Source organism: Cellulomonas sp. C5510, from assembly GCF_019797765.1.
In the GTDB taxonomy this organism is placed as follows: Bacteria; Actinomycetota; Actinomycetes; order Actinomycetales; family Cellulomonadaceae; genus Cellulomonas.
In genome coordinates this window covers 3,840,772-3,853,311 of record NZ_CP081862.1, presented here as the reverse complement: position 1 = coordinate 3,853,311, position 12,540 = coordinate 3,840,772, and the positions used below count along the sequence as shown (strand labels likewise).

The window sequence follows — 12,540 nt, the reverse complement described above, 5'->3', positions numbered from 1 at the left end:
GGCCACGACGTTCCGGTAGTCGCGCTACAGGATCGTGCGGTGACGCTACCGGGCGGTAGCGTCACGCCATGCCGTGGCTGGAGATCATCGGGTGGACCGGGTCCGTCCTCGTCGTCGTGTCCCTCATGCAGGCCCGCGTGCTGCGGTTCCGGTGGATGAACTTCGCCGGCTCCGTGGTCGCCGCCGGCTACAACGCCGTGGTCGAGATCTGGCCGTTCGCCGCCATGAACGGCGTGATCGCGGTGATCGACGCCTACTGGCTGTGGCGGCTCACCCGCGAGCGGCACGACGCCGACGTCTACCAGGTGGTGCCCGTCGGCCCGCGCGACGACTACCTGCGGCACGTGCTCGGGGTGCACGCCGACGACATCGCCCGGTACTACCCGTCGTTCGCGCTCGACGACCCCGGCGCGCGGTGGGCGTACCTCGTGCTGCACGGCGACGAGACGGTCGGCGTCGTCGTCGTGCGCGACGCCGGCGAGGGGGTCGGCGAGGTGCAGCTCGACTACGTGACGCCCCGGTTCCGCGACTTCGCGCCCGGCGAGTTCGTGTACCGCCGCAGCGGGGCGTTCGCCGGGTCGGGCCTGCGGTTGCTGGTGGTCGTCGACGACGCGCAGGACTCCGGCGACTACCTCCGCCGCGTCGGCTTCACCCACGAGGCGGGCCGCTGGCGCCGCGAGGTCGCCCCCGCCACCCCCTGACCCCCGCCCGTCCGGCCCCGTCCGGTCCCGTCCGGTCCCGTCCGGTCCCGTCCGCCGAGTTCGGCAGTCCCAGGCGAGGTCGGCAGCTCCGGGTGCCGACCTCGCACACGACCTGCCGAACTCGCGGGAGGGGGTGGGCGGCGGCGGGGGTGGGGTGTGCTTAGGATGAGTTCGGACGACCGAAATTGGAGGTGTGGTGACCAGCACTCAGGATCGTGCCGCGGTGTCGCGCGGGCGCGTGCTGCCGCTGCTCGGTCCGGCGTTCGTCGCCGCGATCGCGTACGTCGACCCGGGGAACGTCGCGGCGAACCTCACGGCCGGCGCCCGGTACGGGTACCTGCTGCTCTGGGTGCTCGTCGCCGCGAACGCCATGGCGGTGCTGGTGCAGTACCAGTCGGCGAAGCTCGGCATCGTCACCGGTGAGTCGCTGCCCGGGCTGCTGGGCCGGCGGATGCGGCGCGGGCCCCGGCTGGCGTTCTGGGCCCAGGCGGAGGTCGTGGCCGCCGCGACGGACATCGCCGAGGTCGTGGGCGGCGCCATCGCGCTGCACCTGCTGTTCGGTCTCCCGCTCGTCGCGGGCGGGCTCGTCGTCGGCGTGGTGTCGATGCTGCTGCTGGCCACGCAGGACCGCTACGGCCAGCGGCGGTTCGAGCGGCTCGTCGTCGCGCTGCTGGTCGTCATCGTCGTCGGGTTCCTGGGTGGCCTGCTGCTGGGGCCGCCCGACCCCGCGGGCATGCTCGCCGGCCTCGCCCCGCGGTTCGCGGGCACCGACTCGGTGCTGCTCGCGGCGTCGATGCTGGGCGCCACGGTGATGCCGCACGCGATCTACGTGCACTCGGCGCTGAGCCGGGACCGGTTCGGCCGGTCGCCCGCCCCCGAGCTGCGCGCCGGCCTGCTGCGCGCCACGCGCTGGGACGTCGGGACGGCGCTGGGTGTCGCCGGGACGGTGAACATCGGGCTGCTCCTGCTGGCGGCGGCGAACCTGCGCGGCGTCGAGGGCACGGACACGATCGAGGGGGCGCACGCGGCGATCAGCGACGCGCTCGGCGGGGGGATCGGCGTGGTGTTCGCGGTCGGGCTGCTCGCCTCGGGCCTCGCCTCGACGTCCGTGGGCTGCTACGCGGGTGCGGCCGTCATGGAGGGCCTCATCCACCGCCGGGTGCCGCTGCTGCTCCGCCGGGCGATCACGCTCGTCCCGGCGCTCGTGCTCCTGGCGGTCGGTGCCGACCCGACGTGGACGCTGGTGGTCAGCCAGGTGGTGCTGTCGTTCGGCATCCCGTTCGCCGCGTTGCCGCTGGTCCGGCTGAACCGGGACCGGGGCCTGCTGGGGGCGTACGCGAACGGCCCGCGGCTGCAGGCGGTCCTGGTCGTGGTCGTCGCCCTGGTGGTGGCACTCAACCTGGCGCTGCTGGTGCTGCTGGCGGCCGGGGCCTGAGTAGTCGGAGCGCGGCTCCCGAAACCCGCGGCGACCTGCGTTGACGCGGCGAGTCCCCGCGTCCGCTCGGCACCGCGGACCGGCCGGGAGGGGGTCGGTGGGCCCTGGCCGTGGTGCCGCGGCCGCCGGGCGGGCGGTGCTTTCCGGAGCGGCGGTACGAGAACCTTTCCGTAGCGGCGCTACGATCAGCGGTGTGACCAGCGGTGTGACCAGCGGTGTGACCAGCGGCGACGGGCGGACCCTGCGGGCCGTGGCGACCCGGGCGCGCGTCGCGCAGGCCGCGACGCGGCTGTTCCTCGCCGACGGCTACGGCCCCACCACCATCACGGCCGTCGGGCGTGCCGCCGGGGTCGGCGTCCAGACCGTCTACTACTCGTACCCCACCAAGGCGGACATCCTCGTCGGCTGCCTCGACCACGCGGTGGACGGTGCCGACCGCCGGGACGCGCAGCACGACCTGGCCGACCAGGCCTGGGTCCGCGCGGTCGTCGCCGAGGCCGACCCGGCGCGGCGCGTGTTCCTGCACGTGCGCGGGTTCGCCGAGCTGCTCGGCCGTGCCGCCGCGGTCCAGGACCTCGTGCGGTCGGCGGCGCCGGGCGACGCGGTGCTCCGGGACGCGTGGGAGCGCGACGAGACGCGGCGGCGGACGGTGCACGGCCTGCTGGTCGGCACGCTGGTGGCCGACGGGTCGCTGCGCCCGGGCCTGGAGCCGCTGCACGCCGTCGACCTGCTGACGCTGCTGCTGGGCCCCGAGCCGTGGAACGCGCTGGTGCGCCGCGGCGGCTGGAGCGCCCTCGCGTGGGCGCGGTGGGCGCACGGCGCGCTGCTCGCGGACCTCGTGCCCTCCCGGTGGGAGCCCGGCGCCTGACCGGCCACCGCGCCCCGGGCCCTCACCAGGCCGAGCGGGCGTAGTCCTTGAGGAAGCAGCCGTACAGGTCCTCGCCGGCCTCGCCCCGCACGATCGGGTCGTACACGCGGGCCGCGCCGTCCACCAGGTCGAGCGGCGCGTGGAACCCCTCCTCGGCGAGCCGCACCTTCGTCGGGTGCGGCCGCTCGTCGGTGATCCACCCGGTGTCGACGGCGGTCATGAGGATGCCGTCGGCGAGCATCTCGCCCGCGCTCGTGCGCGTCAGCATGTTGAGCGCCGCCTTGCTCATGTTGGTGTGCGGGTGGCCCGGGCCCTTGTAGCCCCGGGCGAACACGCCCTCCATCGCGGAGACGTTGACGACGTACGTCCGGCGGGCCGGCGACGCCGCGAGGGCGGGCCGCAGCCGGCTGATGAGGATGAACGGCGCCGTCTGGTTGCACAGCTGCACCTCGAGCAGCTCCATCGGGTCGACGTCCTCGACCGTCGCGACCCAGGAGTTCGTCTCCGCGACGTCGGGGATCAGCCCGCCGGCGTCGATCGACGTCCCCGCCACCAGCCGCTCGAGGCTCGCCGCCTCGGCGGTGAGGGACTGCGCGGTCAGCGCCTCCGCGGCGGCGCGCCCGGCTCGTTCGATCGCCAGGGCCGGGCTGCTCAGCTCGCTGACCGATCCCGCCAGCGCGCGCGGGTGGGCGTCGCTCGTCCGGCCGAACGTCGTGATCATCCGCGCGGCGTCGGCGTCCAGCGGGGCGTCCTCGGCCTCGGCGATCCGCGCGTACGCCCCCGGCGACCGCCGCACCGTCTGCGCGGCGTTGTTGATGAGGACGTCCAGAGCCCCCTGGGCGGCGACGTGGTCGGCGAGCGCGACCACCTGCGCCGGGTCGCGCAGGTCGATGCCCACGACGTGCAGCCGGTCGATCCAGTCGGCGGAGTCGTCCATCGCCCGGAACCGGCGGACCGCGTCCTGGGGGAACCGGGTGGTGATCGTCAGGTCGGCGCCGTCCCGCAGCAGCCGCAGCGCGATGTACATGCCGATCTTCGCGCGACCGCCCGTCAGCAGCGCGCGGCGGCCGGTGAGGTCCGTGCGGGCGTCCCGCTTGGCGTGGTGCAGCGCCGCGCAGTCCGGGCAGAGCTGGTGGTAGAACGCGTCGACCAGCGTGTAGTCCTGCTTGCAGACGTAGCAGGCGCGCGGCCGCAGCAGCGTCCCGGCGATCGCGCCGGTGGCCGACGAGGTGATCGGGATGCCGGCGGTCTCGTCGTCGATCCGGCCCGGGCTGCCCGTCGCGGTGGCGGCGACGACGGCGGCGTCGGCCTCGGCGATCAGACGGCGCTTCTCCCCGCGGCGGTGCTTCTTCGCGGCCTTGAACATGGCGGACGCGGCACGCCGGGCGGCGGCGTGCTGCGGGTGCGTCTGCGGGAGGGCGGCGACCTGGTCGGCCACCCGCAGGAACGTCGCGAACTCCGCGGGGTCGACGCCGGGCACGTCCGCGGCGGGTTCCGTGCCGTCGCCGGGTGCGTCCGGGTGCTGCGGGGGCGTGGTCGTCTGCGCGCTCATAGCGCCGTCCGTCCTCGGGTGGGGGAAGGGCGCCGCGGTCGCGCGGGGCCCGGAGGATCGTACGCGGCGCGCGCTGCCGGTACCCAGGCCGGGGCCGGCGTGACGCCCCGGCGCCCCGGACGGGGGACACTGGGAGGCAGCAACCGTCACCGCAGCACCACGAGGAGTCACCGTGCCCCAGGGAACCGTCCGCTGGTTCGACGCCGAGCGAGGGTTCGGCTTCCTCGCGCTCGGCGACGACGCCGAGGACCTGTTCGTCCACGTCTCCGAGGTCGTCGGCCAGGACGGCCCTGCGACGCTCCGCGAGGGGCAGTCCGTCGAGTTCGAGGTCGGCGAGGGCGACCGCGGCCCGCAGGCCCGCCAGGTGCGCGTCACCGGTGACGCCGCGGTGGACGCCGCGCTCGGCGTGCTGGGCACCGTCAGCTGGTACGAGCCGGCCAAGGGCTACGGCTTCCTCACGCCGGACACCGGCGACGGCGAGATCTTCGTGCACAGCTCGGCCATCGTCGGCGGCGGGGTGATCGCCGAGGGCCAGCGCGTCGCGTTCCTCGTCGTCGAGGGGGAGAAGGGGCCGCAGGCCGACCACCTCCTGCCGCTCGGCGCGCACGCCGCCGCGGGCCCGGGCCGCGCCGCGGTGACGGACGACGGCGCCGACGGCACCGTGACCTGGTACGACGCGGGCAAGGGCTTCGGCTTCATCACCCCCGACTCCGGGGAGCAGGACGTCTTCGTGCACGCGCGCTCGCTGCACGGCGACCTGACCGAGCTCGTCGAGGGCGACCGGGTGAGCTACCGCGCCTCGGAGGGCGAGAAGGGCCTGCAGGCCCAGGGGGTCCGGCTGGTCGGGGGCCCGTCCCGAGGCGGCCGCGGCGGTCGCGGCGGGTCGGACCGGCGCGACCCCGGTCGGGGCCCGGCACCGTCCCGCGGCTCGCAGCGGGGCGGCCAGGGTGTCGTCGCGCGCTACGACGCGGAGCGCGGCTTCGGGTTCATCACCCCGGACGACGGCGGGCCGGACCTGTTCGTGCACGTGTCGGTCGTGCGGGACGGCGAGGAGCTCTACGAGGGCGACCGGGTGCGGTACCAGGTGCGCCAGAGCGACCGGGGTCCCCAGGCGGACCGGGTCGACCTGCTCTGACCGGCAGGAGGTCACCGGCCCGCCGGGGCGGTGACCTCCTCGGGCACGTGGCGCAGCAGGTCGCCCGGCTGGCAGTCCCCGCGGTGTTCTCCGAGCCGTCGCCGACGTTCGACCGGGTGCTGGCCGTGCGGGCCGAGCGCCAGGCGATGGTGCGGGACCACCTCGCCTCCGTGACGCCGGCGGACCTGACGGGCGTGCGGCCGAACCCGTGGGGGCCCGACCACCTCGAGACGGTGCTGTCCTGCCTGCACACGATCCTCGACGAGGAGTGGTCGCACCTGCGCTTCGCGCTGCGGGACCTGGACGCGCTCGCGGCGCGCCCAACCGACGCCGACCCGGCCTGACGGCTCCGGCCGGGCGGCTGGTCCGGCCGGGGGCGCGGCCGCGCCGGTCCGAGCCCGGCGTGGCCGCGCCGGGCTCGTCGTGCGCGGTCAGGCGCGGTCAGGCGCCGGGCGACGCCGCCGGCCCACCCGAGGCGGTCACGGGCTCCTCGTCCGGCTCGGGCGCGGCCGCGCGCGTCAGCAGCACCCGGCCCACCCCGGCGACGACGAGTCCCGACACGACGACGCTCAGCAGCGCGACCCGCAGGCTCGAGGCGTCCGCGACCACGCCCACCACGGTCGGCGACACCAGGAACCCGACGCGGAGCAGCCAGCTGACGACGGTCAGCCCGACGCCGGCGGGCAGGCCGGGCAGCTCGTCCGCGGTGTGCATGACGGCGGGCACGAGCGTCGCGACGCCGAGACCCGCGAGCGCGAACCCCGCGAGCGTCGTCGCCAGTGACGGCACGGCGAGCATCCCGCCGGCCCCGACCGCGATCGCGAGGCCGCCGACGCGCGCGACGCGCCGCTGCCCGAACCGGTCGACGACCCGGTCTCCGGTGAGCCGGCCGACGGTCATCGCGACCTGGAGGGCGACGAACGCCAGCCCGGCGGCGGCCGCGCCGGTGCCGACCTCCGTGCGCAGGTACAGGGCGCCCCACGAGGACCCGGCGTCCTCGACGAACGCGCCGCAGGCGGCGAGCACGCCGAGCGCGGCGAGCAGGAGGACGGCGTGGCCCGCGACGCGCCGCCGGGGCGCCGGTGCGGGGGCGTCGGCTGCGGGGGCGTCGGCCGCGGGGGCGTCGGCCGCGGCCCGCTCGGCGTCCTCGGGCCCGCGCAGCAGGAACCGGTGCGCGACGACGGCGACGACCGCGAACACCGCGGACGTGGTGGCGATGTGCGCGGGCAGCGGCACGCCGAGCCCGGCGGCTGCCGACCCGACCAGCCCGCCGAGCACCGCGCCGACGCTCCACAGGCCGTGGAACGCGTTGACGATGGAGCGCCCGTAGAGCCGCTGCACCCGGAACCCGTGCGCGTTCTGCGCGACGTCGATCACGGCGTCGAGGGCGCCCGCGAGCAGGAGCAGCCCGGCCAGCGCGGCCCAGCTCCCGGCGAGAGGCACGAGCGCCACGGCGACCGCGAGCGTGACCAGGCCGGACGACGCGACGGCGGCCGACCCGAGGCGCTGGATCAGCAGCGGCGCGAGCAGCCCGGCCAGCAGGGCGCCGAGCGGCATCGCGGCGATCGCGGTGCCGAGCGCGGCGTTGCTCAGGCCGAGGTCGGCCTTCACCTCGGGCAGCCGCGGCACGAGGTTCGCGTACAGCACGGCGTTGACCAGGAACACCATCGAGACGGCGACGCGGGCGCGCCGGGCGACCGGCGTCACGACGGCTGCTGAGGGTGCTGCAGGGGAGGCGGGCATGGGGCTCCGGCGGTGGGTCCGGGTGCCGGCGTCGGCGCCCGCGGGCGGGGTGCGTCGTCGAGCGTACACACGATGTGTACGCTCGTACACATGAGCGATCGCGACTACTTCGCCGGCGACCCGCGCACCAACCGCGAGCGGATGCTCGCCGGTGACCTGTACATCGCGGACGACCCGGAGAGCGAGCGCATCGCGCGCCGGGCGACCGTCCTGGTCGAGGAGTACCGGCTGGCCGTGATCGCGGCCGACGACGCCCGCGCCCGCCGCGTGCTGACGGACCTGCTCGGCTCGCTCGGCGAGGGCGCGTTCATCAAGCCGCCGCTCGCCGTCGACTACGGGGAGAACCTCCACGTGGGCGCCCGGACGTTCGTGAACTCCGGCCTGACGGCGCTCGACGTCGCGACGATCACCATCGGCGAGGACTGCCAGATCGGCCCGGACGTGCAGCTCCTGACCCCCACGCACCCCCTCGACCCGCAGCCGCGGCGCGACAAGCTCGAGGCCGCCGAGCCGATCACGCTCGGGGACAACGTCTGGCTGGGCGGCGGCGTCATCGTCTGCCCCGGGGTGACCATCGGGGACGACACGGTGGTCGGGGCCGGTGCCGTCGTCACGCGGGACCTGCCGGCGGGCGTCGTGGCCGTCGGGAACCCGGCGCGCGTGGTGCGGCGCCTCGACGAGCCCGGCGAGCAGGTCTGAGGTGGCCGCCGCCGGGCAGCCCCGCAGGCGCCGGCACGACCCCGACCGGCGCGACCGCATCGTCGAGACGTGCCTGGAGGTCATCGGCGCGGAGGGCGTCGCGGGCACCTCGACCCGTCGCATCGCGGCCGCCGCGGACGTCCCGCTCGGGTCGATCACGTACCACTTCGCCGACGTCGACGCCTTGCTGCACGAGGCGTTCGAGCGGTTCGCGACGCGCGTCAGCGACCGGTTCGAGGCCGCGATGGCGGGCGCCGCGACCCTCGACGAGGCGCGCGCCGCCGTCGTCCACCTCATCGGCTCGGACGTGCTCACCGACCCCCGCGAGCTCGTCCTCACCCACGAGCTCTACACGCTGGCCGCCCGCGACCCCCGGTACCGGCGCCTGACCCACGCCTGGATGGCCCGCAGCCGCGCCGCGCTCGAGCGGCACTTCGACCCGCCGACCGCCCGGCTGCTGGACGCCCTCATCGAGGGCCTGTCGATCCACCGGGCGCTGGACACGGAGCCGCACGGCATCGCCGAGGTGGAGCGCGCGGTCGCGCTGGTGACCCGGGCGCCGTGACCGCGCCCCCGGCACCCACCCCCGGCGGCATCCCCTCGGTCGTCCGGGCGGGTCCGGCTCCCCCTGCGGGGTGACGTGACCGGACCCTTCGGTGGTGCGGCGCGGCCGCCGGGACCGGCCCGGGAGCCGATGTCCCGGGGGGTCGCCGCTTCCTAGCGTCGAGGGCATGACGACCCTGACCGGCACCCCCGCCCCTCACGCCCTCCCGGCCCCCCGCGCCCACCCGGCCCCCCACGCCCACCCGGCCGCGTACGCGGACTCCGGGTCCCGGCCGGCCCACCCCGGTCACGCGGCCCGGCGAGTCCGCGCCTCCCGTCCCTCCCGTCCCTCCCGTCCCCGGCGGCACGCCGTCGCCCTGGTGCTCGCAGTCGTGGCGGTAGCCGTCGCCGCGGCGCTCGCGCTCCAGGCCCTCGCGCCGGGAGGCGACCGCAGTGCCGGCACGTCGCAGAACGGCTGGCCCGAGATCACGTCCGGCGACGACCCCCGCCTCGTGCGGCTGCCCTGGGTGACGGGCCGTGTCCTGGGCGGCGACGTCGCCACCGTCCTCGGGTACGTCGCGGAGCGGTTCGACGCCGAGGTCGAGCCCGTCGACCCCGACGCCTCCTGGGGCTGGGCCCACCGCCCGGTCCGCGGCGGGACGACGCTGTCCAACCACGCCTCCGCCACGGCCATCGACCTCAACGCCCCCCTGCACCCGCTGGGCGTGCGCGGCACGTTCACGGACGAGCAGGTCGCGGCGATCCGGGCGATCCTCGCGGACGTCGCGCCCGCGGTCGCCTGGGGCGGCGACTACGCCGACCGGCCGGACGAGATGCACCTGGAGATCGTCGGGGACCCGGACGTGGTGGCGGAGGTCGCGGCGCGGCTGCGCGGCTGAGCGCGCGCCAGCGGGGGCGGGTCCCTCCAGCGTCGCGCCACGCCGCTGGATGCAGTCCGTCATGAGGGGCACCGTGCCGTCGGAGTCCTGATCTCGTCGATGAACAGGGCCATCGCGATCGCGCACTCGCGGAGCGCTGGGACGACGCCGGCCACCAGGTCCTCGAGGTCGAGCTCGACGTCTCCGGACGAGGCCCGGTCCGGGGGACGACGCCGTCCTTCCTGGTCGGCCCTCATCTGCCGCGGCAGCGGAATGCTCCGCCGCCGTCCAGGGTTGAGCCAGATGGACTCAAGTTCGCCCGCGCCGAGTTGCCACAGCGCCCGGAGCGACGCAGACTTGAGCGCAGCAGGCTCAAGGCGACCGGCCCCGCTCCGGGGTGCGCGGCGCCGGACCCACGCAGCACGACGAAGGAGCGACAGACATGGCACGAGCAGTCGGCATCGACCTGGGCACCACCAACTCCGTGGTGGCCGTCCTCGAGGGCGGGGAGCCCACGGTCATCGCCAACGCGGAGGGCGCCCGCACGACCCCGTCGGTCGTCGCGTTCTCCAAGACCGGCGAGGTCCTCGTCGGTGAGGTCGCCAAGCGGCAGGCCGTCACGAACGTCGACCGCACCATCGCGTCCGTCAAGCGCCACATGGGCACGGACTGGACGACCGAGATCGACGACAAGACGTACACCGCGCAGGAGATCTCCGCCCGCGTGCTCGGCAAGCTGAAGCGCGACGCCGAGGAGTACCTGGGCGAGCCGGTCACCGACGCGGTCATCACCGTCCCGGCCTACTTCAACGACGCCGAGCGCCAGGCGACGAAGGACGCGGGCCAGATCGCCGGCCTCAACGTCCTGCGCATCGTCAACGAGCCCACCGCGGCGGCCCTGGCCTACGGCCTGGAGAAGGGCAAGGAGGACGAGCTGATCCTCGTCTTCGACCTCGGCGGCGGCACGTTCGACGTCTCCCTGCTCGAGGTGGGCAAGGACGACGACTTCTCGACCATCGAGGTCCGCGCGACCTCCGGCGACAACCGCCTCGGCGGCGACGACTGGGACAACCGGATCGTCGACTGGCTGGTCGGCCAGGTCAAGAACTCGACCGGTGTCGACCTGTCCAAGGACAAGATCGCCGTCCAGCGCCTGCGCGAGGCCTCCGAGCAGGCCAAGAAGGAGCTGTCGTCCGCGACCAGCACCAACATCAGCCTGCAGTACCTCTCGATGAGCGAGAACGGCCCCATCCACCTGGACGAGAAGCTCACCCGGGCGCAGTTCCAGCAGATGACGGCCGACCTGCTCGAGCGGACCAAGGCGCCGTTCCACGCGGTCATCCGCGACGCGGGCATCAAGGTCTCGGACATCGACCACGTGGTGCTCGTCGGCGGCTCCACCCGCATGCCGGCTGTGGCCGACGTCGTGCGCGAGCTGACCGGCGGCAAGGAGCCCAACAAGGGCGTCAACCCGGACGAGGTCGTGGCCGTCGGTGCCGCGCTGCAGGCCGGTGTCATCAAGGGCGACCGCAAGGACGTCCTCCTGATCGACGTGACCCCGCTGTCCCTCGGCATCGAGACCAAGGGCGGCGTGATGACCAAGCTCATCGAGCGCAACACGGCCATCCCGACCAAGCGCAGCGAGATCTTCTCGACCGCCGAGGACAACCAGCCGTCCGTGCTGATCCAGGTGTTCCAGGGCGAGCGCGAGTTCGCGCGGGACAACAAGCCGCTCGGCACGTTCGAGCTGACCGGCATCGCGCCGGCGCCGCGCGGCGTCCCGCAGATCGAGGTCACCTTCGACATCGACGCGAACGGCATCGTGCACGTGTCCGCCAAGGACCGCGGCACCGGCAAGGAGCAGTCGATGACGATCTCCGGCGGCTCCGGCCTGCCGAAGGACGAGATCGACCGCATGGTCAAGGAGGCCGAGGCGCACGCCGCCGAGGACAAGAAGCGCCGCGAGGAGGCCGAGACCCGCAACTCCGCGGAGCAGCTCGTCTACTCCACGGAGAAGCTGCTCGCCGACAACGACGACAAGCTGTCCGACGACGTGAAGACCGAGGTGACGTCCGCCGTCGGCGACCTGAAGAAGGCGCTCGAGGGCGACGACCTGGCCGAGGTCACCGCGAAGCAGGCGGCCCTGGTGACCGCCAGCCAGAAGATCGGCGAGGCGCTGTACTCGGCGAACCAGCAGGCGCCCGCGGGCGACGCCCCGGCGGACGGCGCGGCGGGCTCCGGCGCGTCGGCGCAGGACGACGACGTGGTGGACGCCGAGATCGTCGACGACGAGAGCGAGAAGAAGTGACGGACGAGCCCACCCCGCAGGGGCGTGACCCGGAGGACGCCCCGCGCGTGACCGACAAGCGCCGCATCGACCCGGAGACGGGCGAGCTGCGCGAGCCGACGCCCGAGGAGGCGGTGCTGGCCGAGGCGGAGGACGCCGCGACCGCAGCCGAGGAGACCGTGATGCTGGAGGGGCTGGTGGAGGCGCAGAAGCTGGCGGCCGAGCGGCTGGACGAGCTCCAGCGCCGGAACGCCGACTACTACAACCTCGAGCAGCAGTACTCGGCGTACGTCAAGCGGTCGAAGTCCGAGGCCCTCACGGCCCGCGACCAGGGCGTGGCGTCCGTCGCCGAGGCGCTCATCAGCGTGCTCGACGACATCGAGCTGGCGCGCCAGCACGGCGACCTGGTCGGGCCGTTCGCGTCGATCGCGGAGAAGCTCGAGGGCACCCTCGGGCGGTTCGGCATCGAGCGGTACGGCGCGGCCGGGGAGCCGTTCGACCCCACGGTGCACGAGGCGCTCATGCACGGGCACTCGGCAGACGTCTCCGAGCCGACCGTGCAGCAGGTGCTGCAGCCGGGCTACCGCATGGGCGAGCGCATCATCCGCGCCGCCCGGGTGGCGGTCGTCGACCCGGAGGCGTGACGAGCAGGATGAGGGCCCGGCCGCGTGACCGCGCGGCCGGGTCCCGCCCGGCCCG

General features: G+C 75.0%; 12 protein-coding genes. 10 read left to right on the top strand and 2 right to left on the bottom strand.

All coding sequences use genetic code 11. The annotated features are described in order from the left end of the window. Positions 1-68 precede the first annotated feature (68 nt). From K5O09_RS17620 to K5O09_RS17610, 3 genes are all read left to right on the top strand, one after another. On the top strand, positions 69-701 hold the full coding sequence (locus tag K5O09_RS17620) for a hypothetical protein (protein WP_222170750.1): 633 nt from the start codon (positions 69-71) through the stop codon (positions 699-701). A 196-nt stretch (positions 702-897) separates the two neighbouring features. After that, positions 898-2,136 carry an Nramp family divalent metal transporter gene (locus tag K5O09_RS17615; RefSeq protein WP_222170749.1) on the top strand — a complete coding sequence of 413 codons (1,239 nt, stop codon included), beginning with the start codon at positions 898-900 and terminating at the stop codon, positions 2,134-2,136. A 193-nt stretch (positions 2,137-2,329) separates the two neighbouring features. Then, a complete protein-coding gene (locus tag K5O09_RS17610; RefSeq protein WP_222170748.1) occupies positions 2,330-3,004 on the top strand; it encodes a TetR/AcrR family transcriptional regulator in 675 nt (224 codons plus the stop codon). 22 nt (positions 3,005-3,026) lie between these two features. On the opposite strand, the gene K5O09_RS17605 is transcribed toward K5O09_RS17610, so the two are convergent. Further along, positions 3,027-4,556, bottom strand: a complete 1,530-nt coding sequence (locus K5O09_RS17605; protein WP_255595847.1) for an SDR family NAD(P)-dependent oxidoreductase — start codon at positions 4,554-4,556, stop codon at positions 3,027-3,029. Between the two features lie 172 nt (positions 4,557-4,728). Here K5O09_RS17605 and K5O09_RS17600 point away from each other — a divergent pair, with 172 nt between their 5' ends. Both K5O09_RS17600 and K5O09_RS17595 read left to right on the top strand, forming a co-directional pair. Continuing rightward, positions 4,729-5,691: a cold-shock protein gene (locus K5O09_RS17600; protein ID WP_222170747.1), complete on the top strand. Its 963-nt coding sequence runs from the start codon at positions 4,729-4,731 to the stop codon at positions 5,689-5,691. Between the two features lie 47 nt (positions 5,692-5,738). Then, positions 5,739-6,035 (top strand): DinB family protein, encoded by a 297-nt coding sequence (locus K5O09_RS17595; protein ID WP_255595846.1) that lies wholly within the window; start codon positions 5,739-5,741, stop codon positions 6,033-6,035. A gap of 97 nt (positions 6,036-6,132) precedes the next feature. On the opposite strand, the gene K5O09_RS17590 is transcribed toward K5O09_RS17595, so the two are convergent. Beyond that, positions 6,133-7,434 (bottom strand): MFS transporter, encoded by a 1,302-nt coding sequence (locus K5O09_RS17590; RefSeq protein WP_222170746.1) that lies wholly within the window; start codon positions 7,432-7,434, stop codon positions 6,133-6,135. A gap of 90 nt (positions 7,435-7,524) precedes the next feature. Between K5O09_RS17590 and K5O09_RS17585 the strand changes: the two genes are divergently transcribed. From K5O09_RS17585 to K5O09_RS17565, 5 genes are all read left to right on the top strand, one after another. Beyond that, a complete protein-coding gene (locus tag K5O09_RS17585) occupies positions 7,525-8,133 on the top strand; it encodes a sugar O-acetyltransferase (RefSeq protein WP_222170745.1) in 609 nt (202 codons plus the stop codon). A 1-nt stretch (position 8,134) separates the two neighbouring features. Then, a complete protein-coding gene (locus tag K5O09_RS17580) occupies positions 8,135-8,698 on the top strand; it encodes a TetR/AcrR family transcriptional regulator (protein WP_222170744.1) in 564 nt (187 codons plus the stop codon). Positions 8,699-8,864: 166 nt separating this feature from the next. Beyond that, complete coding sequence (locus K5O09_RS17575) at positions 8,865-9,575, top strand: M15 family metallopeptidase (RefSeq protein ID WP_222170743.1); 711 nt, start codon at positions 8,865-8,867, stop codon at positions 9,573-9,575. A gap of 421 nt (positions 9,576-9,996) precedes the next feature. Further along, positions 9,997-11,862, top strand: coding sequence for a molecular chaperone DnaK (gene dnaK / locus K5O09_RS17570; RefSeq protein WP_222170742.1), 1,866 nt, complete (start codon positions 9,997-9,999; stop codon positions 11,860-11,862). Continuing rightward, positions 11,859-12,485 (top strand): nucleotide exchange factor GrpE, encoded by a 627-nt coding sequence (locus K5O09_RS17565; RefSeq protein WP_222170741.1) that lies wholly within the window; start codon positions 11,859-11,861, stop codon positions 12,483-12,485. Before dnaK ends, K5O09_RS17565 begins: the two co-directional genes overlap by 4 nt. Positions 12,486-12,540: the final 55 nt, after the last annotated feature.

Bases quoted from the DNA above. Each gene is read 5' to 3' on its own strand.
- K5O09_RS17620 (WP_222170750.1), top strand. From the start codon at position 69: ATGCCGTGGCTGGAGATCATCGGGTGGACCGGGTCCGTCCTCGTCGTC.
- K5O09_RS17605 (WP_255595847.1), bottom strand. From the start codon at position 4,556: ATGAGCGCGCAGACGACCACGCCCCCGCAGCACCCGGACGCACCCGGC.
- K5O09_RS17590 (WP_222170746.1), bottom strand. From the start codon at position 7,434: ATGCCCGCCTCCCCTGCAGCACCCTCAGCAGCCGTCGTGACGCCGGTC.
- K5O09_RS17585 (WP_222170745.1), top strand. From the start codon at position 7,525: ATGAGCGATCGCGACTACTTCGCCGGCGACCCGCGCACCAACCGCGAG.
- K5O09_RS17575 (WP_222170743.1), top strand. From the start codon at position 8,865: ATGACGACCCTGACCGGCACCCCCGCCCCTCACGCCCTCCCGGCCCCC.
- dnaK (WP_222170742.1), top strand. From the start codon at position 9,997: ATGGCACGAGCAGTCGGCATCGACCTGGGCACCACCAACTCCGTGGTG.